The 26,374-nt window shown below is 54.6% G+C and carries 27 protein-coding genes and 6 pseudogenes; 8 read left to right on the forward strand and 25 right to left on the reverse strand.

Annotated features, from left to right (window positions below; genetic code table 11):
• Positions 1 to 529: 529 nt before the first annotated feature.
• Both CJF39_RS23650 and CJF39_RS23655 read left to right on the forward strand, forming a co-directional pair.
• Positions 530 to 1,210 (forward strand): annotated as a pseudogene (locus CJF39_RS23650) (PAS domain-containing protein); the annotation flags it as partial.
• 102 nt (positions 1,211 to 1,312) lie between these two features.
• A pseudogene (locus CJF39_RS23655) lies at positions 1,313 to 1,747 on the forward strand (methyl-accepting chemotaxis protein); the annotation flags it as partial.
• Between the two features lie 145 nt (positions 1,748 to 1,892).
• Here CJF39_RS23655 and CJF39_RS22795 read toward each other — a convergent pair.
• Positions 1,893 to 2,013: pseudogene (locus CJF39_RS22795) on the reverse strand (IS5/IS1182 family transposase); the annotation flags it as partial.
• Positions 1,987 to 2,376, reverse strand: a pseudogene (locus CJF39_RS23165) (transposase); the annotation flags it as partial. The pseudogenes CJF39_RS22795 and CJF39_RS23165, both read right to left, overlap by 27 nt.
• A 415-nt stretch (positions 2,377 to 2,791) precedes the next feature.
• Between CJF39_RS23165 and CJF39_RS08060 the strand changes: the two are divergent.
• Together CJF39_RS08060 and CJF39_RS08065 are read left to right on the forward strand one after the other, a co-directional pair.
• A pseudogene (locus CJF39_RS08060) lies at positions 2,792 to 2,908 on the forward strand (colicin E3/pyocin S6 family cytotoxin); the annotation flags it as partial.
• Positions 2,905 to 3,138, forward strand: coding sequence for a pyocin S6 family toxin immunity protein (locus CJF39_RS08065; protein ID WP_094992941.1), 234 nt, complete (start codon positions 2,905 to 2,907; stop codon positions 3,136 to 3,138). The pseudogene CJF39_RS08060 and the gene CJF39_RS08065, both read left to right, overlap by 4 nt.
• Positions 3,139 to 3,336: 198 nt before the next feature.
• Here the strand turns inward: CJF39_RS08065 and CJF39_RS23305 are convergent.
• Positions 3,337 to 3,514: pseudogene (locus tag CJF39_RS23305) on the reverse strand (site-specific integrase); the annotation flags it as partial.
• Positions 3,515 to 4,247: 733 nt separating this feature from the next.
• Between CJF39_RS23305 and CJF39_RS08075 the strand changes: the two are divergent.
• The 4 genes from CJF39_RS08075 to CJF39_RS08090 all read left to right on the forward strand — a co-directional run bounded on the left by CJF39_RS08075 (position 4,248) and on the right by CJF39_RS08090 (position 9,331).
• Positions 4,248 to 5,876 (forward strand): DUF4041 domain-containing protein, encoded by a 1,629-nt coding sequence (locus tag CJF39_RS08075; protein WP_094992942.1) that lies wholly within the window; start codon positions 4,248 to 4,250, stop codon positions 5,874 to 5,876.
• A gap of 339 nt (positions 5,877 to 6,215) precedes the next feature.
• Entirely contained in the window at positions 6,216 to 7,400 is a 1,185-nt protein-coding gene (locus tag CJF39_RS08080; protein WP_170942654.1) for an HD domain-containing protein, read from the forward strand.
• A complete protein-coding gene (locus CJF39_RS08085) occupies positions 7,390 to 8,574 on the forward strand; it encodes a DNA methyltransferase (RefSeq protein WP_170942655.1) in 1,185 nt (394 codons plus the stop codon). The genes CJF39_RS08080 and CJF39_RS08085 overlap by 11 nt, the downstream gene beginning before the upstream one ends.
• Positions 8,575 to 8,593: 19 nt before the next feature.
• Positions 8,594 to 9,331 carry a class I SAM-dependent methyltransferase gene (locus CJF39_RS08090; RefSeq protein WP_094992945.1) on the forward strand — a complete coding sequence of 246 codons (738 nt, stop codon included), beginning with the start codon at positions 8,594 to 8,596 and terminating at the stop codon, positions 9,329 to 9,331.
• An 8-nt stretch (positions 9,332 to 9,339) separates the two neighbouring features.
• On the opposite strand, the gene CJF39_RS08095 is transcribed toward CJF39_RS08090, so the two are convergent.
• The 22 genes from CJF39_RS08095 to CJF39_RS08200 form a co-directional block, all read right to left on the reverse strand.
• Entirely contained in the window at positions 9,340 to 9,894 is a 555-nt protein-coding gene (locus tag CJF39_RS08095) for an AAA family ATPase (RefSeq protein WP_094992946.1), read from the reverse strand.
• Positions 9,870 to 10,748: a hypothetical protein gene (locus CJF39_RS08100; protein WP_141232172.1), complete on the reverse strand. Its 879-nt coding sequence runs from the start codon at positions 10,746 to 10,748 to the stop codon at positions 9,870 to 9,872. Before CJF39_RS08100 ends, CJF39_RS08095 begins: the two co-directional genes overlap by 25 nt.
• Positions 10,749 to 11,037: 289 nt before the next feature.
• Entirely contained in the window at positions 11,038 to 11,853 is an 816-nt protein-coding gene (locus tag CJF39_RS08105) for a DNA adenine methylase (protein ID WP_094992948.1), read from the reverse strand.
• 150 nt (positions 11,854 to 12,003) lie between these two features.
• Positions 12,004 to 12,531: a lysis system i-spanin subunit Rz gene (locus CJF39_RS08110; RefSeq protein WP_094992949.1), complete on the reverse strand. Its 528-nt coding sequence runs from the start codon at positions 12,529 to 12,531 to the stop codon at positions 12,004 to 12,006.
• Positions 12,528 to 13,073, reverse strand: coding sequence for a glycoside hydrolase family 19 protein (locus CJF39_RS08115; RefSeq protein ID WP_094992950.1), 546 nt, complete (start codon positions 13,071 to 13,073; stop codon positions 12,528 to 12,530). The genes CJF39_RS08110 and CJF39_RS08115 overlap by 4 nt, the downstream gene beginning before the upstream one ends.
• 48 nt (positions 13,074 to 13,121) lie before the next feature.
• Entirely contained in the window at positions 13,122 to 14,168 is a 1,047-nt protein-coding gene (locus CJF39_RS08120; RefSeq protein ID WP_094992951.1) for a phage late control D family protein, read from the reverse strand.
• 76 nt (positions 14,169 to 14,244) lie between these two features.
• Positions 14,245 to 14,451, reverse strand: a complete 207-nt coding sequence (locus CJF39_RS08125; protein WP_094992952.1) for a tail protein X — start codon at positions 14,449 to 14,451, stop codon at positions 14,245 to 14,247.
• The gene (locus CJF39_RS08130) at positions 14,426 to 15,271 is read right to left on the reverse strand and encodes a phage tail protein (RefSeq protein WP_094992953.1); all 846 of its coding nucleotides are present in this window, start codon (positions 15,269 to 15,271) and stop codon (positions 14,426 to 14,428) included. The genes CJF39_RS08125 and CJF39_RS08130 overlap by 26 nt, the downstream gene beginning before the upstream one ends.
• A gap of 13 nt (positions 15,272 to 15,284) precedes the next feature.
• Positions 15,285 to 18,140 (reverse strand): phage tail tape measure protein, encoded by a 2,856-nt coding sequence (locus CJF39_RS08135; RefSeq protein WP_094992954.1) that lies wholly within the window; start codon positions 18,138 to 18,140, stop codon positions 15,285 to 15,287.
• A 147-nt stretch (positions 18,141 to 18,287) separates the two neighbouring features.
• Positions 18,288 to 18,596, reverse strand: coding sequence for a phage tail assembly protein (locus tag CJF39_RS08140; RefSeq protein ID WP_094992955.1), 309 nt, complete (start codon positions 18,594 to 18,596; stop codon positions 18,288 to 18,290).
• Positions 18,597 to 18,607: 11 nt separating this feature from the next.
• On the reverse strand, positions 18,608 to 19,111 hold the full coding sequence (locus CJF39_RS08145) for a phage major tail tube protein (RefSeq protein WP_094992956.1): 504 nt from the start codon (positions 19,109 to 19,111) through the stop codon (positions 18,608 to 18,610).
• A 12-nt stretch (positions 19,112 to 19,123) separates the two neighbouring features.
• Positions 19,124 to 20,296 (reverse strand): phage tail sheath subtilisin-like domain-containing protein, encoded by a 1,173-nt coding sequence (locus CJF39_RS08150; RefSeq protein WP_094992957.1) that lies wholly within the window; start codon positions 20,294 to 20,296, stop codon positions 19,124 to 19,126.
• A gap of 78 nt (positions 20,297 to 20,374) precedes the next feature.
• Positions 20,375 to 20,749, reverse strand: coding sequence for a hypothetical protein (locus CJF39_RS08155; protein ID WP_094992958.1), 375 nt, complete (start codon positions 20,747 to 20,749; stop codon positions 20,375 to 20,377).
• 9 nt (positions 20,750 to 20,758) lie between these two features.
• Positions 20,759 to 22,219: a phage tail protein gene (locus CJF39_RS23310; RefSeq protein WP_094992959.1), complete on the reverse strand. Its 1,461-nt coding sequence runs from the start codon at positions 22,217 to 22,219 to the stop codon at positions 20,759 to 20,761.
• Entirely contained in the window at positions 22,216 to 22,818 is a 603-nt protein-coding gene (locus CJF39_RS08165) for a phage tail protein I (protein WP_094992960.1), read from the reverse strand. Before CJF39_RS08165 ends, CJF39_RS23310 begins: the two co-directional genes overlap by 4 nt.
• Positions 22,815 to 23,702, reverse strand: a complete 888-nt coding sequence (locus CJF39_RS08170; protein WP_094992961.1) for a baseplate assembly protein — start codon at positions 23,700 to 23,702, stop codon at positions 22,815 to 22,817. Before CJF39_RS08170 ends, CJF39_RS08165 begins: the two co-directional genes overlap by 4 nt.
• Complete coding sequence (locus tag CJF39_RS08175) at positions 23,699 to 24,025, reverse strand: GPW/gp25 family protein (protein ID WP_094992962.1); 327 nt, start codon at positions 24,023 to 24,025, stop codon at positions 23,699 to 23,701. The genes CJF39_RS08170 and CJF39_RS08175 overlap by 4 nt, the downstream gene beginning before the upstream one ends.
• A gap of 6 nt (positions 24,026 to 24,031) precedes the next feature.
• On the reverse strand, positions 24,032 to 24,256 hold the full coding sequence (locus CJF39_RS08180; RefSeq protein WP_094992963.1) for a hypothetical protein: 225 nt from the start codon (positions 24,254 to 24,256) through the stop codon (positions 24,032 to 24,034).
• A gap of 42 nt (positions 24,257 to 24,298) precedes the next feature.
• Positions 24,299 to 24,892 carry a phage baseplate assembly protein V gene (locus CJF39_RS08185; protein WP_094992964.1) on the reverse strand — a complete coding sequence of 198 codons (594 nt, stop codon included), beginning with the start codon at positions 24,890 to 24,892 and terminating at the stop codon, positions 24,299 to 24,301.
• Positions 24,892 to 25,398: a hypothetical protein gene (locus CJF39_RS08190; RefSeq protein ID WP_094992965.1), complete on the reverse strand. Its 507-nt coding sequence runs from the start codon at positions 25,396 to 25,398 to the stop codon at positions 24,892 to 24,894. The genes CJF39_RS08185 and CJF39_RS08190 overlap by 1 nt, the downstream gene beginning before the upstream one ends.
• Complete coding sequence (locus CJF39_RS08195) at positions 25,391 to 26,056, reverse strand: hypothetical protein (protein WP_094992966.1); 666 nt, start codon at positions 26,054 to 26,056, stop codon at positions 25,391 to 25,393. Before CJF39_RS08195 ends, CJF39_RS08190 begins: the two co-directional genes overlap by 8 nt.
• On the reverse strand, positions 26,053 to 26,373 hold the full coding sequence (locus tag CJF39_RS08200; protein ID WP_094992967.1) for a head-tail joining protein: 321 nt from the start codon (positions 26,371 to 26,373) through the stop codon (positions 26,053 to 26,055). Before CJF39_RS08200 ends, CJF39_RS08195 begins: the two co-directional genes overlap by 4 nt.
• Position 26,374 lies beyond the last annotated feature (1 nt).

The following is a 26,374-nucleotide window of genomic DNA, read 5'->3' on the forward strand; positions in this document are numbered from 1 at the left end:
ACTCAGTGTGCAGAGCTACAAGCGGCTACAACTTCAATGCCAGCTGCAACATGCTGACTAAATCCGATCCGTGCTCATTGGTCACCGTTCCGCAGCGCTGGCGGATCATGCTCGCGTTGGTATGCAACGTATGCACGGAGCTCCAATCCAAAGCAAGCATTTGAACAAAGTCACGCAATACTGCCGTTGTAGGGTTAAAAAGGGGCCTACGGTGATGACTTTAACGTCCGATTTTTGCCAGAACTCGTCGTTCGTAAAAGCCTGCTTCTGGCGGGGAACTGCCCTTCGTGGCAGGCAGTTATCGTGCAGAAGCAGTCATGAGCCCTATTAAAAATGAAACGCGGTTTGGAAACGGGGGATTTCCCATCGGACATCCTCACAATGCGGCATAACTTGCCGATAGGTATCGGTATGACCCTAGAGGCGGCTCTCAATGTTCAACAATACGCTTAAGAAACAGCTTCAAACTCAGGCAGACGAACTGTCGGAGCTACGCCAACTGCGTGATGGCCTACGCCGTGAAATGTTAATGCTGAGTATCGATTCGACATTTAAAATCACTGAATGCAACGAAAACTTTGCAAATACGTTGGGCTACAGCCCGGGTCAGCTTATAGGTCGCGCCATGGCCGAGATTGTTCCGCAGTACGTCTCCAAGCTGCTGTGCTTTCATAACTTTCGAGCAGCAGTTGCCGCAGGTAAATCCGTCACCGACGATTACAGGTATCTGCATGCTGACGGGTCATTAGTGTGGCTTCATGCGCATTGGCAGCCAATCTCAGAAACGAGCGGCGAATTGAGTCATGTCACTTGCTACGCGACAAACATTACCTCCCGAGTAGAGAAAGCATCGGAAAACGCCTCCTTCATTGAGGCATTACTTCGGTCGACGGCAGTCATCGAGTTCGACCTCTCGGGGCATGTGCTAATGGCAAATGATCAGTTTTTACGAGCGATGGGCTACAACCTAGGACAAGCCAAGGGGAGTCACCACAGTATTTTCTGTAAGCCCGAACAAGTTTCGTCCCAGGAATACAGGGATTTCTGGTCTACATTGAACAAAGGTGAATTTGTTGCCGGGCGATTTGAACGTATAGACAGTCGCGGCCAACCTGTATGGCTGGAAGCAACCTACAACCCGGTTTATGACACCGAAGGGACACTTTGCAAAGTGGTAAAATTTGCTACGGTGGTGACCGACCAGGTTGCCCATGAACAAGAAGTCAGTGGAGCGGCCCTGACTGCATTTGAAATTTCTCAGCAAACAGATGTCAGCGCTCAGCGAGGAGCTGTCGTAGTCAACGACACAATGCATACCATGCGCAAAATCGCAGTTGATATGCAGGCTGCATCTGAGGGGGTCGAAGCGCTGGGTAAACAGTCACTATTGATCAGCTCAATTATTCAGACAATCAGCAGCATTGCCCAACAAACCAACCTGCTGGCATTAAATGCTGCTATTGAAGCTGCCCGCGCAGGCGAGCAAGGTCGAGGCTTTGCGGTGGTAGCTGATGAAGTGCGGAAACTGGCTGGACGAACCAGCGCGGCCACTGAAGAAATCGCATCGGTTGTCTTGCAGAACCAGAAGCTGGTAGATGAGACCGTCTCTGATATGGCAAACAGCAAGTCCCAAGCTGAGCAAGGTCTTGAACTAGCGACACAGGCAGGACAAGTAATTGTTGAGATTCAGGATGGCGCTAAGCGAGTGGTCGATGCGGTAGGTATGTTTGCTACTCAGGTGGCTTAGAGATGGTCTGAAGTAGGCCGCTATTTTTCGACTGCTGATCCATAGGTGCTTTCAAAAAACGGCAGCCGTTCAAAACCGATCAAGTCTGCCGCCTATTCCATCCATGTTTGCCGCTGAACGCTCCTCGCAGCAGCTATTTCCCTCATTACAGACGCACCTCTCCTGCGCTGGGGAGTCAAATATCGACGCGCCATCCAAAGGTTCGACAGGGCGAACAGCGTCACCCTCTGAGCAGTGTTTTTCACCAAGCCTCGGAAACGCATTTCGTATAACCAAGTGTAATAACCACTGGGATGGACTTTCAGCGTCAGGCAAAGCCGTCGAATCGAATAGTCGTCCGCTCACTGCTTGATAAAGGCGTACTTCAATCGCACTCCTTGGCAAAGTACGCGGCGGCCTTTTTTAAGATGTCTCGCTCTTCGGTGACACGCTTGAGTTCGGCTCGTAGACGACGCAGTTCAGCGTGCTGATCGTCGTCTTGCTGCCATTCTGCTTGAGGTTTGCTAGGCATAGAGGCTATGCGTCGACACACCAAGACGTGCTGCCACATCAGCGACAGGCAGCTTCTTTTCGGTCACTTGATTGACCGCTTGGATTTTGAATTCTTCGGGATAACGTGGGTTGCTCATGGCACCTCCTGATTGGCCTCAGCATAGGCTGGAGATGTCTATGGCGCAGGGGGCAGTCCAATGATCAGCATGTTACTTTTCCTAGACACACACGGAGTACTGCACCTCTGATAAGGAAATTACGATGCTCGTCGATACACGCGAAAGACGACGGCGCGCGCCGGGGTTGAAGCACGTCAAATCCCCAGAAGTGTAACGAGGCGATGAAAACCTCAGTTACCAAATAAAAATGACTCGAGCAGAAATTTGGCATCAACCTCCTCGGTTAGAAATGGACTCTTGCAGGGACTTCGCATGAAGAAGAAGGACGATAAAGACGACCCTTTTTTAGACTCACCTTGGCATCAACGTCGCCCAAACGGTGGCGCGTCTTGGGCCGCATGGGCAAAACCCTCTGTGCCAGAGCCGGTGTACATCCCAACATGGCGCTGTTGAGAAATACAACAAGCGCGGAAAACATCTTGGGGAGTTTGATCACGAAACAGGTGAACAAACTAAAGATGCTGATAAAAACAGAGAGGTAGAACCATGAAATTTATCGTCGAAGCATTCAATAAAGAGAACGAATTTCTAGATTTTGAAGTTGCTCTACCAGATGGCTGCGAAGCCCAACTAGCCAAAATCATGAACTGGTCATCTCCACAGCGAGGTGATGAGGGCTACAACCTTAGCAGCACCCAACTGTCTAGCATCGAGGCTTTGATAGGCAAGCGTTTCAATGACGATAAATACATATTTCAACTCACCTGTAACGTGAGCTGAAATGCGGCCTCTGATAACTCACGTAGCGGGTCCGGACTCATGCCCGCGAGCCCCTCACATCAAAACAACATCCCCAACGCCTTCGGCGTCCACTTCATAATCATCAACTCCCCACTGACCTCAGCCTTCCCCTGTCGCGAATATCCACCATATCAACGTGAATTCTTCAAACAGTCGGCGAATGACCGGAGTGTCCACGCGGCTTGCCCCCTCAATGGCGCCGGGTTGGTCCAGCTCAGTTTCACGCCTGTGTCGCCTGTTTACGGGCGAATGTCTGGCTCTCTTGGTAGACTTGCACCCCATCATGGATCAGGCGTATTTGTGCCGTGTAACTGATGCTGCCGTCGATGCGTTTACGCCCTCTGATCGTGGCCATAGTTAACGGGTACAATTCGAAAATGAGATGGTACGTTGTACCAGCACCTTCGAAACCGCCCTTTTACCCCTCAAAACACGCCTAAAACACGTAGAGCAAAATGGTACAGAATTCAGCCACACCCCACGTAAACACAGGCTCTGCGGTGTCCAGACGCTTTAGCGTGGCCCCTATGATGGATGGGATCTATTTAATTAATAAATCCTTATAAATCAAGTAGATAGATTGTAAAAAACCCTTGCTATAGCAAATTTAAAGCAAGCAGCTCATAACGATTTCGCCCAATGCAACAGCACCTTCCCAGTCCGTCCAATCAGTGACAGTACATTTTTGGCTGCTCTGATTGAATGTCGCAAGTTAGCTCCCTAGTACCCCATGCCCCCTCGTAAAATCTCTTAAGTCATTGTAAGTAAACAAGAAATATATATATTTTAACAGACAAAAAACACTGATTTTCGTGTATTGGCAAACGGTAAACCGTGGGCTGTAGGGTGGGTTTTGCGCATACTTGATGTGTTACGATTCTGGAACCCGTATATAGAAAACTCAACATACTTTCAAACACTTCAAGCCCTGACATACAACAAAATCAGAACCGTCCTACACCTCCGATTTTCCCGATACCAAATACTCCCCCTACCCTTTGACGCCAATGGCGGATACCCTGCTCGCCCCTAGATAGCCAACCGCCATCATCCATTACAAATCTAGCAAATCGCTCGAGTGAGATCACATGGAACTGTTCCTCATCATTTTCGGCTTATGCACCCTTGTGCTGCTGGTCATCGCAATAAAAAAAACAAAGCTCACAGCCAAGCTAACTGCTGAACTTCGCCAACGAGAGCAGATCATTGATCGCCAGCAGCAAGAAAACTCAGCACTAATAAGCCGTGTTGACCGCCAGGGGCAGGAAAATACAGCCTTGCAGAATCGCGTCGACGCCCTTTCCAAGTATCAAACCATCATCGATGCGGAGGCGCACGCCAAAGAACTCAACGCACAAGCTGAGAGTGTTTTCGCCCACTCGAAAATAGCTGCTGCAGTCGAATTGCATGAAGCCAAACGCATAGCAAAAGAAGAGCTGATTACAAGCGAGATGGAAATGGCTTCAGCTCGCGCAACTGCGAGCAGGATTGTCGAAGCCGCCAACAAACGCGCAGAAGAAATTGCAGGTGACGCTTACAGCGCCATGAACCGTGCAAAGGAATTTGCTGACACAGCAAAAGCGATGAAGAACATCATCGAAGGCTACGGTGATGCTTACATAGTGCCGACCTACAATCTGCTGGATGATCTTGCAGAAGAGTTTTCCTTCACTGAAGCGGGCCAGAAACTCAAAGCGGCACGTGATATGAGCCGCTGGATGGTCAAGGCTGTCCGGGCTGCTACTTGTGATTACGCAGAAGCAAATCGACGTGACACGGCCATCCGATTTGTCATCGATGCATTCAACGGTAAAGTCGATTCAATCCTTTCTAGAAACAAAGCTGATAACCACGGAAAGCTGGAGCAAGAAATTCGGGATGCATTTGCCTTGGTTAACCACAACGGCACCGCATTCAGAAACGCACGTATCACAGATGAATACCTCGCCTCGCGCCTAGAGGAACTGAAGTGGGCCGCAACAACTCGCGTGCTGAAAGAGCAAGACCGCGAGGAGCAGCGTCTACTGCGCGAACAAATACGCGAAGAGGAAAAAGCCCGCCGTGAGTTTGAACGCGCAATGAAAGACGCGGCGAAGGAAGAGGACACCATCAAAAAAGCGATGGATAAGGTTCTTCAGCAAGCAGCGAATGCCAATGATGCACAGAGGGTAGAGTTTGAAGCCAAGCTGCGGGAGCTGGAAATCAAGCTCCAGGCTGCAGAAGAGAAAAACCAACGTGCTCTGTCAATGGCACAGCAAACCAGAACCGGCCATGTTTACGTAATTTCTAACGTTGGTTCGTTTGGCGAGGAGGTCTTCAAAATTGGCATGACTCGCCGTCTGGAACCTAAAGACCGCATTCGTGAGCTTGGGGATGCGAGTGTTCCATTCGAGTTCGACGTGCATGCGATGATTTTCAGCGATGACGCCCCGACCCTCGAGAAAACCCTGCACCGCCACTTCCTGCGCCGCCAGATGAACAAGGTCAATCCGCGTAAGGAGTTTTTCCGCCTTGGGATCAGTGAGATTCGAGCTGAGCTCGAAATCCTTGGCGTTGAGACCCTTTGGACGATGGCAGCTGAAGCTCTCGAATATCGCGAGACCACTCGCATTGAGCAGCAGATCCAGGAAAACCCGGTGATTGAGCAGCAATGGACGCGCCATCAACTTGAACAGGAAGTAGAGAACGAGTTCGAGGAAGAGATGCATTCGGCATAAACTGGAGATCTCTACCCCGCCTCAAGCAAGCGTGTATGGTTGGGTAGAGAACGTTATGAAAACGCACGAGGGCAGCCGCTACAGATCGCGGCGAGTCAGCAAAGTCGGGGCTTTTCAACGTCAAGCCAGCACAAATGATCTGTTCACGTTATGTGTGTACAATCACAGCATAGTACCCGATTTGGGACGTACACCCTGCACACGCTTTGATTGAAGGGCCATATGGAATTCCACGACATTTTACATGGGCTCATGCGGTTCTCTGATGAGAATCTAACCTCACTACTCGCAGACCTTATAGACAGTCCAGAGATCCACCGACTGAGAAACATGAGGCAAATGAACTTTGATGTGCCGCTCATCCAAGAATTAGGAAGGTCCCGCCGACTTCCCCATTCTATAGGCGTAACATTTTTGGCTGTTGAGCTAGCACACAAAGCCAATCTTAAATTAAGCGACACTAAAGCTCTCTTGGCAGCAGCTTTACTCCACGATGCAGCCATTCCTCCATATGGGCACCTAGTTGAGTCCGAGCTTAAGTTCATCACGCCTGATTTCAGCCATGAAGAAAATTTGGCAAAAATCATCCGAGGCACACTGGGAAGTGGAAACTCATATCAACACATTATAAGAAAAAAAGAGCTAAAACTAACTCCTATATTACAAAAACATGGAGTCGATATTGAGTCAGTTATAAACATAGTATGCCCGAAGAAAGGTACTACCAGCCCTATTTCTGCCGATATTGATATAGACAACATTGATAACGTGCACCGCATGGCGGCGATGTTAGGTTGGGAAGGAGCAAAAGAAAACATTAAAATCATACGCAACTCTATGCGTCTAAAAGGTTTAAGCGGGCTAATTTTCACAAAGGAAGCTATTGAGCCTTTGCACAAATGGCTAGAGTTTAGAGAGCGTATTTATACAATGATAATTGCTCATCCCGAGTGCATCCCTTACAACGCACTACAAACTGACCTTGTCCGACTAGCAGTTGACCACGACATCATAACGCCTACAGATTGGTACATGACAGAGCCGGAGTTTGAAGAAAAATTACGTGAAAAAGGAAGCGTCACTGAAGAGTTAGGCTGGCAACTCATATCAGGCTGCGAATACAAACTCGTTGACTATGTATGGTTCAAAAACTTTTCCTCTCCTAAAAAGCTTAAAAACAAGGAGATATCAGACTACATGAGTAGCAACGTAGCTGAGACAGTTAAAAACTCCGGCTACTTTGTATGGAACGAAAAAGGCTTGATCAGCAGAGCCATTAAAATCACCCTTGATGATAACAAAATCATCCATTTGGGCAAAAATTCTACCAGCTGTATGATAGCACTTGTTAAAAAGAGTCCATCTCAAGCCAAACTGACTAAAGCTCAGTCTAACAAATGGCGGCGGGCGATTATAAAATCCTTCACCGACCTTTTTGAACCGGAAAGCTTTGACTTTGATTTCCCCGAAACATACACAGGAAGTTTTTACTCCAAGACGGACGAGCTTCAACTTGAACATTAATGAACAACTTGAAAGTGTTGACTGGTCATTTCCAAACCTAGGCAACTCTGGAATACACTCTTTACATTGGTACCCTGCTACCTATGTAGCAGCAATTCCAGGAACGTTAATACCTGTTTTTACAGAAAAAGGGGGGTTGGTGCTTGATCCTTTTAACGGTTCTGGAACCTCTGGCGTTGAAGCTATTCGGCTAGGCCGACACTTTATAGGAATGGATACAAACCCTGTTGCTTTACTAATGAGCCAGGCCAAACTTCATTTCCCTGATCCAAAAAGCTTACGCAAGCACATTGACACTATAATCAGAGATTCTGAAAAACTATTTTCCACGCAAGAAACAATTCCGCACCCACACACCGAAGAACTATCGGCGTGGTATCACATAGACACTCTCAATACTTTAAATAGATTACTGACGGCCATCTTAAAAATCAGCAATAATGATACAAGACGCTGTCTCCTTGCGATATTTTCAGGGGTCCTAAAAAACACCTCTTCACAAGGGCGTCACTGGGGATGGGTTTGCGACAATGTAAAACCTAAGCCTTTCGAAATAACTTTCAAGGACGCATTATCTACTTTCATAAATGCTGCCAATGACTATATAAAAATCACTGACCAGTCCCACAAACTGGTACAAGTTCACTCTGAGAACGAGACTAGGAAACAAACTAGATCTAGATACAGACTGATTCACGGCGATTGCGTCACCAACATGCAACAACTTCCTGATGAGCACATAGATTTTATTGTAACCTCTCCGCCCTATTACGGGGTTGCGGACTATGTAAAATCGCAAAGACTTAGTTATTTGTGGTTTGATAAAGACGAGCTAGCACCAGAGCAACTCGGATATAGAGACTTTGAGAAACTACGTTCTCACGAGTCAGGGGCCAGATCAAATCGAACCAGAAAAAATAGTCACGAATTATACATGGCCTTTATCTGCTCATTCTTTACGCAATGCCATCGCGTACTAAAGAAAGGCTCATCGATGGCTCTCGTCGTGGGTGAATCCGGAGCTAGAGCATCCACAACTAACGAGCTCATCCTTGCAGCCGAAGCAGAAGGATTCCACTTAAGCCTACGAAGAGAAAGAGATATAAAATCGAGCCGACGCCGGCTAATGGCCAGTGTTAAATGCGAAGACATTTTGATTTTTATAAAAAAATAATTTTCCCATGGAGTGGAGAATGAGTGATCGCGACTTTGAAATGATTGAGCCTGATGTTCTCAAGGTAAAAGGGAACTACAAAGGTCCGGAGGAGACAGAGTTTCGAGGAAGAACCTATTATCGATTCATGGATTTTTTTTATACCTACACCCCCTATCTCGACGAACTAAACCCTGACGACGTCAGCCACTTATGTCGAGCGCGAGCAAGCTTCCCCGACCTAATTAGCCAGACTAATGTAGATGTGCGCGAACTATTCAGGCAAGTTGCAAAAGAGCTCGAACCTAAAACGTTTCTAGAAATCGGAGCTGGGCCCAATCCTATTTTTTATGACCAGCCTGAAAATAGTACTGGATATGTAATATCAGATGCTGATCCAGAAGTAATCAAAAAACTTTGCAACAACAAAAACAACTGCCATATTTTTTCAAACAGCCAATACACACTCCCCTTCGGCGATGACCACTTCGAGTTAGTAATGGCAGTTTTCGTGTTGCACTTCCCATTCTACCCTAATCAACTAACTGAGCTCTATCGCACAATGAGCCCGCTGGGCGCAATGGTTGCGAACGTCTATCGAAGGACGGTTGAGGCAAGAAGAAAACTTTCTGAAGATATAGAAAAAGCCGGCTTTAACATTCAAAAAGTCCATGACACCAAAAATCTTTGCAGAGACCACGAATACTGGATACTTGGGAAAAACCTAACTCATATATACAACTGTGCCAAAACGCTAGAGCGAATCAGCACAAATTAACCGGCACATCAAGCTATCCAATCCTGGATAGCTTGATCGACCTCTAACTGTAGTTGCTCTACACTGCCGTCGTTGTATATGACCCGATCGGCCTTGAGCAAAAGCTGAGGCACCTCTGCCTCACTCCTCGCATACTTCATTTCATCAAACTTATTTCGAGTTAGATTCTTATCTTTAAATTGATCAGAATCTCGGACAGAGCGCTCGAAGCGATTTCCAGCAGAAGCGTCCACGCCTAACAACCTGAATCCAGGCACCTCAGAATAACGCACCAACTCTTCTGGATATCTAATACCATCTACAACAATTCTACCACGATGCAGGTTTTCCACTCTATATCTTGCGATCAGATCATTCCCAAAAATGCCAAAAATTGAATTCCCCAGCGTTCCAAGATTATCTCTAGTCTGGTCCAATCCAATATCAGCTAGTACTTTCCTCAATACATCCGAATTGGAGGCTTGCGTATAGCCATACCGCTCGACAAGGTATTTAGTGACTGTAGACTTCCCGGCCCTTATTGGGCCAATCAAACCTATTATTTCAGGAAACTCGGAGGCCATATCAACACCATCACTATATATATATAAACTGCGACTAGCACTACCATACCTATACACGCTTTAACGCTTGGAGGCGTTTTTCGCATCGTATTATCTCTGGTCGCCTCCGCTGGAATCCAGTTAGTTGTGTAAAACTCTAGCTGCTTACCAAGAACAAAAAACAACAAAATTGACAACAGAGCTATGTCTCCCAGAACAGACTCATAAGGAGTCGCTTCGGAAGCCGAAACACCACTAATCAACCAAGCGCCGAGAATACAAATAAAAGATATCGAGCAGTATGCTACAAGCCCCGTCAGATATGATAACATATTAGATGGCACTGCAACTCCTTGCTCGATTCTCGGACTAGTTACAACGTCAACGATAAAATCCCAAACAAAATAGACTGAGAACACCCACATCAACTGAAGGGCTTCCGGCCTTGCCGACGTAATCCCAACATAGGCAGATATCGTCTTTTTACTGGTATATTCTTGAAAGTTCTGCTCAACCGTTTTGACGATCGCAAAATAAAGAACAACCAAAAACACTTCAACAAGCAATATAACAAACTCTTTTGAAAAAATAGAAGATATATCCTTTTTCAGTCCTCCCGCTTGAGACTTAGACCACATAACCCAACTCATTGAAACTAACAGAAGAGCTAGCAGGGAGTGCGAAAGCGTTGCAAATAGTGCACCTCTCTCAGCAAGCAAGTTATAAAACATTTTTGTCGGACTTGAAGCCGAGTCCCAACCGCCTGTAACCACAAACAATAGTTCAGATATTTGTTGAGCCACAGTTGCCGCCACAAGCGCAAACAACATAGCTATAAATGTCCGTCTCAATTCAATTTGAGTTGTAGTGCTCACAGCTACTCCCTAGCATTGATAGTTATTTAAAAAATCATCGTTCTATAAGGGAGATCCCTCCGAATCAAAACGACACCCACTACCTTAATATAGTACTACCACCACCTGTTGCGCTCCAGCAGAATTCTAAAGAAGCGCGCTCAGAAAACGCCTCATCTGTAAACGCGCCCGCAAGTGTCCAAAGCTTATTGGCACTACCAATGAGACGAATTCAGATATCTCGCCCCTCAAACAGAATAAAGAAAAGCCATTTCTAGATCCAGGTTTAGCGGTTAAGAGAAAACCATTTTCAAGCAACGTCCACGTGAGTTGAAAATAGCCCACTATAGATACCAGGCTCCCAATTCATAACAATCAACTCCCCCGTAACCTCAGCCTTCCCCTGCCGCTGATTCGTGGTCGTATACCGGATCTCGGTCGTCTCAAAATGAAACCCTTCAAACACCCGCCGAATGTCCGGGTGGTCGTTAATACTGACCATCACCTTGCCTTTGCAGCACCGCATAAAGTCAGCCATGCGTTCGTAGTTTTCAAACGGGAAGTCCACGCCGTAGCCAGCGGTCTGCCAGTAAGGTGGATCCATGTAGTGGAAGGTGTGTGGCCGGTCGTAGCGCTCGGCGCACTCAAGCCAGGGCAGGTTTTCGACGTAGGTACCGGACAAACGCTGCCAGGCTGCAGACAAGTTTTCTTCAATGCGCAGCAGGTTGATTGCTGGAGCTGTCGTTGCGGTACCGAAGCTTTGACCTGAGACCTTGCCACCGAAGGCATGGTGCTGCAGGTAGAAGAAACGAGCGGCGCGCTGGATGTCGGTCAGGGTTTCGGGGCGGGTCATTTTTTGCCACTCGAATATCTGCCGTGAGCTGAGTGCCCATTTGAATTGACGCACGAATTCTTCCAGATGGTTCTGCACCACGCGGTACAGGGTGACCAGGTCGCCGTTGATGTCGTTGAGCACTTCGACTGGAGCAGGCTGCGGGCGCAGGAAGTACAGCGCCCCGCCGCCGGCGAAGACTTCGACGTAGCATTCGTGGGGTGGGAACAAGGGGATAAGGCGGTCGGCCAGGCGGCGTTTGCCGCCCATCCAAGGAATGATGGGTGAGGACATTGTTTGCAAGACCTTTACTGTATGGATAGACAGGTGCTAGGCTCGCTCCGCTTTGTGCACAGAGCAGGAGCCTTGACTGGGCTTGCAGGACTACTCTGCGGGTTTGGTGGCCGGGCTGGATGTTGACGCATCCAGCTTCGGCCGCTCCTTTTATTTCGTGTGTGAGACTTCTTTGGCGTAGGCCTGACAGGCTTGCAGCGCGATCAGTCCTTGGTCGCCGTCGCCGGTGATTCCGATAATTCGTTGAGCATGCGCTCGGTCAAGTTGGGCTCTCGCGGTTCCATGAACCACGCCGCCGGGGCCGGTGGTGGCTTGCATTCCGTTACTACCATTTGTGGCGGTGGTGTCGAGTAGGAATGACAACCGCAGGTCAGCAGTAGCAAGCCGATCACGCAGGCGGGTTTGATTTGTTTTGGCATCAGTCAGAGCTCGGTAGTGGGCTTGGTCACTGGCAGCCAGCCATTGCTCCAGGGCGAGGCGCTTGCCCTGCTCCGCGATGATTAGCGCTGAGTTGGCATTAGCCAGATGGGTCAGGGTTGTTTGATGGGAGGTTTCTTGTTTGGCCAGTTGCTGGCCGTAGGCGTTGGCCTGCCACGCCCATGCAGCCCATGCACTGCCCCCCATGAGGCCAAGCATTAGCAGCAATACCCCTCCCCACTTCACCGCATCGAGCTTCACGCCAACACCTTGAGGGCGCGGGCATACAGCGCTTGACGATCAGCTGCGCCGTTTTGGCCGCCGTTGATGCGGCGGGTGATGGTGTCGAATTGGTCCGCGTCGGCCAAGGTGTTGAGCCCCCTGCTCGCCCAAAACCAAGCCGCTGACATGCACGCGTGCTGAGGCTTTTCCAGCAGCTCGGGTTGGTTGATCAGGTCTAGGGCCAACGCTTCGCCGCACATCATGTAGTTGGCCCGGCCGGTGATCTGGATCAGGCCACGGCCTCGATACTTTTGACCGTCGCCGTCCGCTTCGGGGGTGTTGCCCAAGCGCTTGGCCAGTGAGCCGGTATCGTATTTGCTCAGGTATTGGTCATTGCCCAGTTCTCGGACGTAGCGGAACTGGCCAGACTCGTGGCCGATCTGGGCGATAAAGGCGGCGATGCGTTTCGTGCCGACGATCTGGAAGCGGAACATCGCGGTGTTTAGCACAGGAACAAAAACGCCGGCTGTTTGGCCGGCGTTGGGGAGGATCTGCTGGAGTTGTTGCTGGGTGATCGACATAGGCTTGCCTTAAGGATAAAGCCCGCTCATGGCCGGCTGGGTGTGGGTTTACTCTGCTTTTAGTGATACGACTTTGAGGGGTGCTTTGGGCTTCTTGCCTTTGGCCTTCGCTTTGCCCTTTTTGCCGCCGTTGCATTCGACGGTGGTGCTCCAGCCGCTTTGGGTAAAGACCTGCTCCACCGAGTCCACCAGGTATTCGCCATCAAGCCCGGACTTGAAGCCTTGGGCGTTGATCGTTCGTTCGGCAAACAGATCGGTGCGGCCGGGCATTTCCAGACGTACCGCAGCGGTCGAACGATTGAAGGCAGCGAGGCGGGCCTTTGCCGCTTGTTCGGCAGCTGACTTGTTCGGATAGATGTGGCGGTCGGTATGCACGGGCGGCAGGCCATCCGGGGATTCTTCGTTGTCCAGGGTGACAACCTTCAACTGGCCGGTCTTTTTGTCTTGATGCTGTGTCCTGACGGCTTTGTGGGTGCTGCGATCATTGAGGCGAAATTGCCAGCGGCTGACGTCGCTGCGTGTGAGGGTGATGGTGCCCAGCGCCGTGCCGCTCGCGCTTTGACCGGCCTGTCTCGGCATCACCAGCAGTTTGCCGTCCGCCACCTTGGCGGTGCAGTCAAACTGCTTTGACAAACGTGTCATGAAGTTAAAATCTGACTCGTTAAGCTGGTCAGCCCGGGGCACCACGGTGGTCACTGAACACACAGGCGACCAGCCATTACGTGCGGCTACGTCATTGACGATGCTGGCCAGACTCACACTTTCCCAGCTGCCGCTGCGGGTGGTCTTGCCACTGCCGCGCATGTCGCTGGCTTTACCACGGATCACCAGCGTATCGGGTGGGCCTGACAGTTCAACCTCGTCCACGGTGTAGCGCCCGAGGCGGGTTAAAGCGCTGCCGTCGTAGCCCAGGAAGACTTCAATGCTTGCCCCGCGACTGGGCAGCGTCACGGCGCTGTCACGGTCATCGATCCGCAGCTCAAAGTCGTCTGACTCCATGCCGGGCTTGTCGGTGGTGCGCAGCAACAGCAGGCGGTCATTTATCAAGGCGGTAATGTCGGCACCGTCAGCAACAATTCGAAAGGTCGGGGTCATGAGGTGAAATCCAGACAAAAGAAAGCCCGCGCGATGGCGGGCTAAGTGGTTGAGCGTTACGCGTAACGAAACGCTGTTAACTCCAGAGCATCACCACCTCATCACTCGGTACCGGCAAACCCGGCAGGTGAATAATCACCCCCGCCCGAAAGGGCTGCGCCTCATCGGCCAGCCCTTGGTTGGCATCGAGTACAGCTTCAACGGTGCCGTTGAGGTGGCCGTAGTAGTTTTGGCAAAGGATGTCGAGAACGTCACCACTAGCTGTTCTGCAGGTCGTCGCCATAGCGCACAAACTCCAAGGTAAAGCCCTGCTTACGCGGGATGCCGCCTTGCAGCAGCGCGCTTTGTTCTTCTTCGATGTTCTTTAAACACCAGTTGCCCAGTACGTCGCCGTAGCCCGTGGTCAGGCCCAGCGGTTGCAGTTGGGCGCCGATGCTGCGCAGGGTGTCGAGTTGTTTGATGCCGCCTTTGAACCCTCCAAAGATCGAGCCGCTGAGGGTGATGCGTTCTTCGCCCATGCCGACTGCCTGTTGAGCCGGTCGGCGGCTGAGGCGTTCTTGCGAGGCCCAGCGGTATTCGCTGGAGCGTTTGAGTTCGTCAAACGCGGCGGTTTCCAGGTTGAAGTAGAACGGGGTTGACCCCGCTTTGAGCGATTGCATGATCAGCAGGTGCGGGAACGGTTTGACCGCTTCGGCGGCTGGGGTGGCATCTGCACCGAAGGCGCCGGTCGGGATGATGTTGGCCAGCGAGGGGCTGACATTGCCGGCAATTTTGTTGAGGGCTGTTGCGGCTTTGCCGGTCTGTTCCTTAAGGACGCCTAGGCGTTCATCAATTTGCGAGGCTGCCCGGGTGGCTTTGTTGTAGGTGGCCACCACGGCTCCGGCTTTGGCTTGGGCGGCGCTGACTCCGCGCATCAGCCGTTGAACCTTGGCCCCAACTGCCGGGCCGATAAAGGGCAAGTCGTCCAGTTCGGAGGCGGCGCCGGTGATTTCGTTGATGGCGCCATTCACCGGACCGAGCATGCCGTCGAGGCTGCGCCGCCCGGTTTCGCCGGCGGCCGTCAGGTATTTCAAGCCTGCCAGCAGCTGTTCCATATAGGCCATGTCGTCTCCTTATTCAGAGGTGCGGTTCGTCGTAGAGGTTGCGGTTCGACATTTGCTGGTTGATTTGCTCGATCTGCCGTTGCAGGTGCGGCTGTAATTCCCGAGCCAACGCGGCCGGGTCTTTGACGTCGCCTTGCACCGTGACGGACAGCGCCGCGTTGACATCAATTTTTTGATTGATCTTTGGCGGTTCGACCTTGAGCACTGGCTCAACCTTCGGCGGCATGACCAGCGGCGCCGGCGGTGTGGCACTTGCGAACGAACGCACCACGTCGCCCATGTTGACTGCGCCGGGCAGCACGCGTGACGCGTCCTGGTTGGCAGCCCTCTCCTGTTGCATGGGTGATGGGGACACTCGATCCGTGCCCGGGAACCGTGGCGTGGTGATCACAGCTGGAACCACAAAGGGATTTTGTACATTCGGGCCACGCGGGTCATACGGCACAGGGCTAACAACCACCGGCGCCGGCATGTCACCCGCTGGCTTGGCTTGAGGTTTCTCAGGTTCAGCGGGCTTTTCATCATCGCTGCCGAACCACGATTTACCCAGGCTGATACCCAGCGATTCGCCGCCCATGCTGCCGAGCAAGCCGCCAATCAGACCACCCACCGCCGTGCCCAAGATAGGCACCACGGAACCTATGGCCGCGCCGGCGGCAGCGCCTGCCAATGCACCGGCCATGTTGCCCGCTGCTGCGCCGTAGCCTTCGGCTTTCTCGTCCTGCGTTTCGGCATTCTGGAAGGTATCAACGCCCTTCATAACGCCTTCAAACAAGGCGGCACCCGGGATCACTTTGCTGGCTTTACCGACCAGTCCCATTGCCCGCGCGGTACGGCTTGGCGGGACAGGTGGAACGGGCGGTACCGGTGGCCGGGGTGGCCGTGGCGGACCGCCACCGCGTCGACGCGTGTTGCGGTTGCTGCCGCGTCGACGGCGGCCTTGGCCACCGGCACCGCCACCCATCGCAGCCGCGTTCACGACAAAGACCTTTTGCGGCCCGGAGTCGTCACCGCCGTCTTCGTCGTTTTTGGCTTCGCGGAGCACATCCAGTACCTTGAGGCCGGTTTCGATGGGGTTGAAGCCTTTGCTTTCGCTGTCTGCTTCGTCCCCTTCGGCGGCATTGCCGTCACCGTCCTTTTTGCCGGCGAAAGCTTTAAGGCCTATCTCGGCGAGGGCCAGAACTTTGGAGCCTTTGCCCTCCTCCTTTTCATCGCCGTCGCCGGCGTTGGTGACAAAGACCTTCTGCACGCCTTTCCCATCACGGCCGCCCATCGCGCCCCGGGCCAGGTTAAACAGGCCCTTACCGATTTTAAGTGAGCCCCACAACCCTTGCAGGGTCAGGGCACCACCGGCCAGCACGGTCAGCCCCATTGCCAAGCCCGGGGTGCGGTCGCTGAGTGCGGTGATGCCCTTGGCCACCGAGGTCAGCCCTTCGGCCACGCCGTCAGTGATCGGCCTAATGGCGTCACCCACCGAGCGCATGGCGTCGTCCATCGACTGGGCCATCTCGGCCCATTTCTGCGAAGACGATTCGCGACGCTCGCTGAGGTTTTTGTCGAGGATGCCGCTGGCATCGCGGGACTCGCGTTTGAGCTGGCCGTACAGCTCCTTGTTTTGCATATAGGCCGTGAGCGCAGCCTTGACCTGCATATCCGAAAAGATGTCGCCGGTGCGCAATGCCTGTTCCAGCGAGGCCATCATGGCCTTGGCTTTTTCGGGGTTGGCTTCCTTGCTGATTTGCGCGGTGGCTTCGGCCATTTGGGCGGCGCGCTTGGGGTCGGTCTGCTCGATGTATTTCTTGGCCAATGCCATGCTTGACTCAAGCGTGGACATGCCTTCTTGCAGGCCTGTACGCATCGAGCCTTCGTAGTCGATACCGGCTTTACTGTAGGCATCAACGGTCTGTGACGACCCGATTTTGTCCATCCAGTTTTTGATGTTGTTGGCCGCTTCGTCGGCGCCGCCCGCCGTTTTCATTTGCACCTGGAGCATGGCGCCCAGTTGGGTCACCGCATCCATACCGGTGATGCCGAGCTTGCCCATGTTGGCCAACAGTTCAGGAAACCAGCGCGCCATGTCGCTGGCTTCAAAACTGCCCGCCTGCCCTTGAAAGGCGATGGCTTCCAGTGCCTGCTGCATCTCTTTGGCGTCAGTGATCTTGGCGTTCTGCCCCAGGGCGTTGATCATCTTTGCCGTTTCAGCACTGCCCGAACCTTGGCCCACCACGAACTTGGCCGCCACCGGCGCGTATTCCAGCGCCTTCGCCAAGTCCATGCCGGCACCCACCAGTTCGTTGACCACGTTGGCCACTTCGTTGCGGGCCAGTCCGGTGTCACGCGAGGTGGTGATGATGGTGCGCGACATCTGTTGTTCTTGCGGGGCATTGGCCACGCCGGCCTTGATCGCGATGTCACGGATGATTGCGTTGTAATCGGCGCTGACTTTGGTCGGGGCAGCCAGTGCGGCCACGCCGACAGCGGCCTTGCCTATGCTGCTTTTGACCGTGGCCCGGCCTTGGTTAATTTGCGTGTGACCTTTGGCTTTCAGGTCTGCTTGTTGCGCAGTGCGACCCAGCGCCTGATAGGCCTTGTCGAGACGACCGACCTCGATCCCTTGCTTGCGCAGGCTGTCGAGGTTGGCATTGAGTTTGTTAAGGAGTGTTGATGCGCCGGCGGCGCCGGTGTCGTGGGCTTTTTTCCATTCGTTGCGCAACCGGATGGTGTCGCCGATCTGGCGTTGCATGACCCGGGCCTTGGCCCCGGCGGCTTCCAGTTTCTTGATCCGCCCTTCCACCTCTTTAAAGGCCGAGCCCACGGTGGAGCTGACGGCCCCACCGATCACCAGCCCGAGTGCGAGTTTGTTTGCCATCTGTTTGCCCTACCCTGTGATGCGCGGCAGGTGGCTCAGTCCGTGAGCCACCAGATCATTTCCGAGAACGGCATGGCCATGATCTCGGCAGCGGAAAAGCTCGTTTCCGACGCCAAGCGCTTAGCCAGTTGTTTCAGGGTGACGGGGTTACAGTTCGCTTTCGTCGACCAGACGAAAATAGCCTTCCTGCACGCGGTTGTAGTCCACTACCTTGAGCCCTTCCAGCTCGTTGGGGGCGACTTCGGTCAGGCTGGAAAACAAATGCAATTCACGCTTTTCGGCATCGCCACCGGAGACTGCGCCGGCAGCGCGTACGTCGCGCACCGTGGGTGCGCGCATCACCAGGGTGTCGGTTTTGACATTGTTCAGCTCGGTCGGATAACGCAGGGTCACGGTGACGCCTTCGTCGCTCAGTTTGAGCCAGCTCGGTACTTTCTTTTCAGTGGTGATGGTCATGCGAGATTTCCTTATAGGCCCAGGGCGCTGCGTACATCTGCCATTTGGTCGACGCCATCAATCACGCGCACGCAATTGACCATGTCGATTTCGTAAATCACACGTCCTTCGACTTCCAATTTGTAATACTGGAGCGCCATCGCGTACTTGCTTTCAGCCTTTTCGCCGGGCTTCCAGTCGCCCATATCCAGCTCTTTGAGTAAGCCGCGCATGGTGGCGATGACGGGAGTGACTTTGCCGCCAAGTCCTTTGAAGGCACCGCGAAACACTGCGTTGCCGCTGGTCTGGTCGGCCAGGCCGAAAAACTTCATGGCCTCACGGCGCACGCCAATGGTGACGAAGCTGGCTTCGAGTTTTTCCAGACCCACGTCCAGTTCGATTTCACCGCCCATGCCGCCGCCCCGGAAGGATTCGGTTTTAACGGTGAGCTTGGGCAGGGTCACGGACGGCACGTCGCCGGCAAAGCTGATCCCGCCCATAAACAGGTGGGTGTCATACAGCACTTGAGGAATCATTGAGCGGCCTCCTTAGGCGGCGGGTTCCAGCACTTCGGTCAACCATTGGTTGCTGACTTCGACTCGGAAAATAGGGTTCTCGGCAGGCGGCACGTCGGTGAAACGAATGTTCCAGTACACCTTGCCCTGCTCCAGCTGGCTGGCCGTGTTGAGCGCGGTGTCGGCATAGACTTCAAAGTTGATCACCGCCCCCTGATTTTTCAGGTCGCGCATAAAGGCTTCGAGGCCGTCCGTCACGTCCTTGACGTAGGTTTTGGTGATCGAGCGGTCGACCGCCCATTTGTGCCCAGCCAGAATCGCGTCCATCACGATGTCGACGGTGCGCACGCGGGTGACGAAGGCCCATTTGGAATCGGTCGACAGCGTGCGGTTGCCCCACAGGCGGTAGCCGCCGTCGCGGATGATGGTGCTGATGTTGGCGTTGTTGAGCAGGTTGGCGCGGCTGGTTTCGTCGCCGTCCAAAAACTCGATGGGCCGCGAGGTGCCGGTGATGCCGACAAACTCCTTGTTCGACGGCGAGGCCCAGAAGCCGTACTCGGTGTCTGTCCAGGCGAACAGGCCCGCAGCAAAAGCTGAGGCCGGCGAATCAATCGTGGCACTGGTTACGGTGTCCCAGTGCTGCACCCCCGGGTCGACCATGTAGATGCGCTTGCTGCCGAACTCTTGCGCGTAGGCCAGTACGGCTTCGTCCGTGGTATTGGGCCCGTCGATAATGGCAATGGCGCGCAGCTTGCCGGCGAGAGCGTCCATCGCAGTGGCCACCGCTTGGGTGGCGGAATGCTTGGGCGCGATCAACAGACGCGGCTGGGCATTAAAACGGCTTTTGCCGTCGAGCAAGGCTTGCAGGCCGGTACGCTGACCCGAGGCCAGCACGCCGCCGATGATGGCCGAGGTTTGCAGCGCGGCGTCTTCCAGCACGGCCACGCCGCAGGCGACGATCACGGCTTTGGCTTTCAAGAACACAGCCTTGGCCGCGCGGGTGATGGCAGCGTCTTCACCGAACGCGGCAATGGCTTCGCGCTCGCTGGTCAACAGCACCAGGTCATTGGGTTTGGCCGATGCGGCCGGGCTGACGGTGAAGGTGTCGCAAAGGCCGATGATAGAGGTCGACGGCAGCGCAATGGTACGCGCGCCGGTATCGACCAGCGCGACGGTGACGCCGTGAAAACGGCTGGTTGTGCTCATAGGGTCATGCTCCAGAAACGACAAAGCCCCGCAGTGCGGGGCTTGTGTAGTGTGTTGAACTTAGGGTTAGCGCTCTGGCTATTCAGGCCACTGATACAGCGCCTGAATCTCATTGAAACGTTTGATGCCAGCATCCCGGACGGCTTCCCAGCCCGGCTCACCCATGACCTGCATGCGGTTCGCTTCGGCAAAGAAGCGGTCAGATCCGCTAACGGGTTCGGCGTAGGCTCCCAGTCTCAAACGCTCAATGTCTTCACGCGTCTGTTCGATCACAGGAAAGGGCTGCTTGGTAATTTCCCCGTCTGTGCCCAGTGTCCAGATACCGTCTGCTTCACAGATCAGTTTTTGCCATAGCACTGAGTCGACTTCGATAGCATCGTCAGGGATGACGTGAGTGCCCTTGATCAGACGCAGGTTGAGTGTTCCGTCTGGGTGAAACGTCGCATATTTCATAATGTGAACTCAATTGCCTACTGCGATGTAAGAGAGGCCCGCAGAACCTGTCACGCCAGTGTTGTAAGTTTTAAAGCTGTCGTTTGAAACTGCACCGCCGTTCGCCCCGTTCACGCCATCGCTAAGTCTGACGGTGTAGTCGCCTGATGAAGCGTTGTTGTACGCCCCTACAATCACAGCCCCGGCATCATTAGGGAACGGAATAGGGAAACGTGTAGTGTTGATTGCAGAGCCTGTGAGCGAGATGGCAGCACTCCATTGGACAATCCAGCCGTTTAGCCACGTTGGCAAAATGATGTAGCCAGTTCGGCCAATCACCATCTGAAACCCCCAGCGCAATTTCTTAGGCGTGACGATGGTGCTGTTGTCGGTGCCGGCATTGACCTGCATCTGAGTGGCGATACCTGCGATGCCCAATGCACTCTCGGTGGCTTGAACAACCTTCTTGGCGATGGCTTGAAATACCCGCAATGCGCTCATTGGCTTGTTGGTATCAGCACCGGTTTCCGCTTCGCTTTGGCTGGCAAAGGCAACGCCATAGCCGGCGAGTGAGTTGGGCGTACCTGTCAGGGCTGAAAATCTAAGATTGGTCAATCCTGAACCCTCACCGGTAATCGGCCCTGCTATTTCCACGCCGTCAGCCGAGATGCGCATGCCATTGCCGTTGACCCAAGGCGTTGCCCCCAACGCCATAAACGCCCGCGTAACTGTTCCGTAACTTCCCAGAAACCCAACCCCGGCCTTCTCTCCACCAAACTGCCCGGCAATGACTCCAGCAGCCCAAGTCTGCGACTCAACAGTTCGAATATAAAGGCTCTTGGCATCGGTCAAATTGATCGCGCCCGTCAGTGTTCCGCCCGTGAGGGGTAAAGCATCGGTGATGCCGTACCCCTTTAACGTGGTGGGGTTGCTGCCTGCGACCACAATGCCCCGGGTATTGATCTCAACCTTGGTGTAAGTGCCCGCTGGACGCGTAGGCGGCAGCACATTGGTAAACCAGGTGTCCACGTACTCGCGGGTCGCCAGAACGATGGAGGGGTCAATCTTCAATTCAATGTTCGACGTGCTACTGACAATCAAGTTGAGCCGAATGATTTGCGTACGCCCTGAACCTTGGGTCAGCAGCGGCTTGAACGTGGGGGCGCAGTTGGCAACGGCCACCAGATCGCCGGCGGCGTCGTACAGACCGATTTCACGCACCCACCAGCCACCTTCGTTTTCCGGGATGACCTGTTCGGCGATGATGACGCTGGCATTCTTGGGATCAACCTTCACCTGGTTCAACGGCGCGCGGCGTCGCTCGTTGATGAGCTTGGTTTGCAACCGATCAGGCATCGGCTCAGTGCCGTTAGCATCCCCCACGGCCATTTTGGAGAATGTCCACGGGATGCCCAAGGCGTCGGCATTGGCTTGTTTTGCCTCACCGATGGCGGTGAGGATGGCGAAGAATTGGCTGTTTTGATCGGTCATGGGTAAATGTCCATCGTGTCGATATGATGTTCGCGGCCGCCGATTGGCACGTAGCCACTGACGTCGATGTCCCGTTGAGTCGGGGGGTAAACGCTGAGTTCGTCGCCCTCGTAAACACAGGCGCCCATGAAGACCGTGCCGCTGGTTTCCAGGCTAATGGCCAAGCCGCTCATGTGGCGGCTGACAGGACGGGCGTCGTCGATCAGAGCGGTCAGCTCTTGGTACATTTCCTCGGTGATGCCGGTTTCCAACACGCCGACTTTGAGGGCGAAGGTGCCCGGCTCGCCCTGCGGCACGGTTTGCCACCACTCGATCACTTCCAGCAGGTAGCCGAGCGGCTCGACCACGCGGCGTAACGCGCCGATGGTGCCCTTGTACGCGTGGATGAAAAACGTCGACTCAATCGCGGCGCGCTTGGTCTGTTCGCTCCAGCGGTTGTCCCAACGGTCTACCGACCATGCCCACGCCAACTGGTGCAGCAAGTGGACCGGGCAGGTTCGCGCGTTGTACAGGGTGCGAATCGGAATCGCGGGGTTGTGGTCAATCGCCGCTTCGATGCCCCGCTCCAGTTGGGTGCTGTTGAGCGGCAACAGGCTCATCCGGCACCGCCTTGGGTCACGCTGTAGCCGGTGCAGTAGGCGGCTTGATGCTTGGCCCGTGGAATATCGACCCAGCCCGGTAAGTCCACACGGCTAACACCGGTGATGTGCAGTTGCGCATCAATCGCCGAGCGGGCGACTTCCACGCCCAGACGCCGACGCGGGTTGATCCATGACGCGAGGCGTCGGGTCGCTTCGGCAAGAATCGCTTCGTTTTCAGAGCCGGTACCGGCCATGTGCAGCACGGCGTCAATGCGGTACTCCTTCACTTCGGCGCTGCGCACCGTGAGCCGGTCCCCGACCGGGCGAATGTCTTCGTCGCTGAGGTACTCCAGCACCTTGGCCAGCAGCGCTGGATCGGCCACGCCGTTGCCCTCCAGGTGCAACACTGTGACCACTACGTGAGCCGGGCTTGGGCTTTCGGCCTGAGCATCGGCCACCAGCGCCGAGGCGTTGCGCGCGTGCAGGATGTAGCTGTTGCGCGGCCCAGCGGTGGTCAGGCCCTCGTACACCAGCTGGATGCGCTCGCGTAACGCGTCATCCAGCTCCATCACCTGCGGCACCGGCGGCACGCTTTGCAGATCGGCTTCCTGAATCACCAAGCGTTTGAGCCGCACGTTAGCCGCGAGGTGATCGAGGTCGGTGCGCTGGGCGTAGGCCAACAGCAGCGACTTGGAGGCATCGTTGATCCGCGCGCGGATCTGCAACCGGCGATACGCGCCCAGTTCCAGCAGCTTGACCACTGGATCGCTCTCCAGCTCCGCGTTCCAGTTGTCGCCCATGTAAGCGCGAAACACCACCAGTTCCTCCTGATAGGCGTCTTCAAAGTCCAGCGATTCCAGCACTTCCGGTGACGGCAGGGCCGACAAATCCACGGTACTCATGCACTCACCTCCATTGCTACGGCATCGCCCAGGTACTGGCCCTTGAGTTCAAAACTGATGACGCCTTCGAGCACTGCCGAGACGCGCACCGACTGCAATTTGAAGCGCGGCTCCCAGAGGTTCAGGGCGTGGGCGACTTCGGCCTGTACCGCGCTTTTCCAGCCCGCCGTGATCGGCATGTCGACAAAGCGGCGCAACTGGCAGCCGTAGGCCGGTCGCATGCGCCGACTGCCCACCGGGGTGGTGAGGATGTCGGCAATGGATTGGCGCAAATGCTCAACGCCGGAAAGGGCCGCGCCGGTGTGGCGATCCATTCCGATCATGGCGGGTTACTCCGTGAGGCGTTCAAAGTCCGGGTGGGTGCCGAGAAACTGGAACTGCTGATCGTCCGCCGCGTGGACACGGCCTTTGGCGACGGGCAGCGCGGCGCCGCTGGGCAGGATGAGGGTGCGTGAGGTGTAGACCTTGTCGCGAAAGACGCGAGCCGGACTCAATACCGGGGCGTTCTTTTCCAGCGCCGGGACGGTGGCTTTGTCGTCAGGTGTTTTGCTCATGGTGTTCTCCAGGTAATAAAAACCTCGCCGTAGCGAGGTTGGTTAAGACGGTATGCCCGTTAATCCCGCACCGGGAGTTACGCCTTTGTGGGTGTGCGTCGATCCCACATTCAGCCCGTTGTGAGTCAAGCTCGATCCGTTGATCACCACGTCGCCATTCAGGGTGATTTTCCCGGTCAGGTTGATCGCTTCGGCCTTGACAGTAATTGCGCTGTCGGTGACCACCGCCGAGCTGCCGCCGACCTCGATTGTCACAGTGCCGCTGGGCAAGGTGATGGTGTAGCTCTTGGCCTGCCAGTCGTAGACCAGCGAGCCTCCATCATCAAACCGCCACACTTCGACATGATCACGATTGTCAGGCGGTGCCCCGGCGTCGCCGTACAAGCCCGGCACAAAGGTGCCCATGCCTGCCTGACCGCTGGGGTTGAACAGCACACCCTGCTCGCCAAGGCTCGGTGAGCGCCAGTGCCGGGCCTTGCCCGCCGCCACGCTGTGCCAACGCACCCAGGCGCTGGTCCAGTTGCCAGTAGAGACCCGACAGGCCGGTGGCGATGCCGCCAAGTCCACGGCGACCACATAGCACGGGATCAGCATGGCCGCGATCATGCGGTCATGTTCGGCGATGGCGTAGCTCATTACAGATCCTCGGGGGCGACGTAGTCTTCACGGTTGACGCTGATCAGCAGCGATCCGGGCGGCTCATCGGGCCACGGCCACGACAGCTCACCGAGGTAGACGGTTTGTGTCCACTCGACCAGCCACACGGTGTAGCCGTCCAGCTCGGGGCGCGTCCAGTCTTGGGTCGAGCGCTGGAACTCTGCGGCCTGCACGGGCAAGCCCCAGTATTGAGCGCGCAATAACACGGCCAGTTGCGTGGCCAGATGCACCGCTTGCGGGTAGTGGTCGGCGCGAATCACGTCGACAATCACCCGAGCTTCGAAGGTGATGGTCAGGGTGGTTTGTCCGGTGCCCGCCTCCTGTCCGGGTTCGATCTCGGCAATGTCGAGAAACACCGCAGGCAGCGGGATATGGTGCTGAACGTCCGGCCAAAAGCCGACCATTTGCACACCCGGCAAATGCTGCCCAATGTGCTGTTCGATGGCCTGATACAGCTGGTCGAGGCTAAAGGGTTGCTCAGACACGGCGCGCCCCCTTCAAGTATTTTTGCAGCTCGAAGTTCATCTCTTGCTTGAGGATCTGCATCAAACGGTCGTCGGCTTTGCGGCTCCAGGCTTCAAAGTGGGGCCGCACGGCTTCCAGTGAGATTTTGGCTTTGGCCAGCGGAAAGCGGTCGCTGTTTTCACCCACAAATCCAGAGCTGGGCCCGGTCTGAGAGGTGACGTTGCTATCAGGGTAATCCGCCGGGTCAAAGTGTTTGCTCGCGGTACGAATCCACACTTCGGCCTGATTGCCATAGACCTTTTTGTAAAACGCGCCTTGGTAACGCCGCCCGGCCACGGACACCCCGGCTCTCGTCTGCCGGGCGCGCCCTGCCCGGCTGGCTTCCAGCGGGTTGATGCCGAACCACAACTTGCCGCGCAGTGCGCCGCCGTCTACCGGGTAGCTGCGCAAGCGTTGGCGCACTGCCTTGACCGCGATGCGTTCCTGCTTGCCCACGGCCCGGGCGATATGGGTGCGTAACCAACCCAAGGTTTTGTTGATTGCCCGGCGCTGCGCTTTGGCGGCAGCACCGGGCACCAAGGTAACCAAGTCAGCGAAGGCTTTGAGGTCTTCGGCTGAGGCCTGAATATGCAGCATGCCGCTGTTCTTTTTGACTTCACTGAAACTGCCAATACTCATAGGCGTTTCCTCAAGATCAGTGACACCAGCCCGTCACCGCTGGGTTCCAGTTGCAACAGGTCGTAATCGCCGCCACCATCCAGCGCAGGCAGGTCGATGGTGACTTTCAGGCCTTTGTTCAGGCCGTCCGAGTCCGCGACCCGCACCACAAAATGCGGTTCGCGCAGGCCGGTATTGAGACGGCCGATTTGCGGCTGTTTCCACGGCGCCGAGAACATGCCCAGCACCGGCTCGGCGCGGCCTTCGATGTATCCCGTGTCGGCCAGCACGTCGAAGATCACGCTGTCGATGTCGGCCACCAGATCGCGGATGCCCACG

It is taken from the genome of Pseudomonas lundensis (assembly GCF_002269125.1).
In the GTDB taxonomy this organism is placed as follows: Bacteria; Pseudomonadota; Gammaproteobacteria; order Pseudomonadales; family Pseudomonadaceae; genus Aquipseudomonas; species Aquipseudomonas lundensis_A.

Coding starts and splice junctions, on each gene's coding strand:
- CJF39_RS08180 (WP_094992963.1), bottom strand. CDS start 24,256: ATGAGCAAAACACCTGACGACAAAGCCACCGTCCCGGCGCTGGAAAAG.
- CJF39_RS08125 (WP_094992952.1), bottom strand. CDS start 14,451: ATGGCGACGACCTGCAGAACAGCTAGTGGTGACGTTCTCGACATCCTT.
- CJF39_RS08120 (WP_094992951.1), bottom strand. CDS start 14,168: ATGACCCCGACCTTTCGAATTGTTGCTGACGGTGCCGACATTACCGCC.
- CJF39_RS08175 (WP_094992962.1), bottom strand. CDS start 24,025: ATGATCGGAATGGATCGCCACACCGGCGCGGCCCTTTCCGGCGTTGAG.
- CJF39_RS08095 (WP_094992946.1), bottom strand. CDS start 9,894: ATGGCCTCCGAGTTTCCTGAAATAATAGGTTTGATTGGCCCAATAAGG.
- CJF39_RS08155 (WP_094992958.1), bottom strand. CDS start 20,749: ATGAAATATGCGACGTTTCACCCAGACGGAACACTCAACCTGCGTCTG.
- CJF39_RS08165 (WP_094992960.1), bottom strand. CDS start 22,818: ATGAGCCTGTTGCCGCTCAACAGCACCCAACTGGAGCGGGGCATCGAA.
- CJF39_RS08140 (WP_094992955.1), bottom strand. CDS start 18,596: ATGACCATCACCACTGAAAAGAAAGTACCGAGCTGGCTCAAACTGAGC.
- CJF39_RS08105 (WP_094992948.1), bottom strand. CDS start 11,853: ATGTCCTCACCCATCATTCCTTGGATGGGCGGCAAACGCCGCCTGGCC.
- CJF39_RS08150 (WP_094992957.1), bottom strand. CDS start 20,296: ATGAGCACAACCAGCCGTTTTCACGGCGTCACCGTCGCGCTGGTCGAT.
- CJF39_RS08065 (WP_094992941.1), top strand. CDS start 2,905: ATGAAATTTATCGTCGAAGCATTCAATAAAGAGAACGAATTTCTAGAT.
- CJF39_RS08170 (WP_094992961.1), bottom strand. CDS start 23,702: ATGAGTACCGTGGATTTGTCGGCCCTGCCGTCACCGGAAGTGCTGGAA.
- CJF39_RS08090 (WP_094992945.1), top strand. CDS start 8,594: ATGAGTGATCGCGACTTTGAAATGATTGAGCCTGATGTTCTCAAGGTA.
- CJF39_RS08145 (WP_094992956.1), bottom strand. CDS start 19,111: ATGATTCCTCAAGTGCTGTATGACACCCACCTGTTTATGGGCGGGATC.
- CJF39_RS08080 (WP_170942654.1), top strand. CDS start 6,216: ATGAACTTTGATGTGCCGCTCATCCAAGAATTAGGAAGGTCCCGCCGA.
- CJF39_RS08075 (WP_094992942.1), top strand. CDS start 4,248: ATGGAACTGTTCCTCATCATTTTCGGCTTATGCACCCTTGTGCTGCTG.
- CJF39_RS08135 (WP_094992954.1), bottom strand. CDS start 18,140: ATGGCAAACAAACTCGCACTCGGGCTGGTGATCGGTGGGGCCGTCAGC.
- CJF39_RS08115 (WP_094992950.1), bottom strand. CDS start 13,073: ATGTCGATCACCCAGCAACAACTCCAGCAGATCCTCCCCAACGCCGGC.
- CJF39_RS08130 (WP_094992953.1), bottom strand. CDS start 15,271: ATGGCCTATATGGAACAGCTGCTGGCAGGCTTGAAATACCTGACGGCC.
- CJF39_RS08185 (WP_094992964.1), bottom strand. CDS start 24,892: ATGAGCTACGCCATCGCCGAACATGACCGCATGATCGCGGCCATGCTG.
- CJF39_RS23310 (WP_094992959.1), bottom strand. CDS start 22,219: ATGACCGATCAAAACAGCCAATTCTTCGCCATCCTCACCGCCATCGGT.
- CJF39_RS08195 (WP_094992966.1), bottom strand. CDS start 26,056: ATGAGTATTGGCAGTTTCAGTGAAGTCAAAAAGAACAGCGGCATGCTG.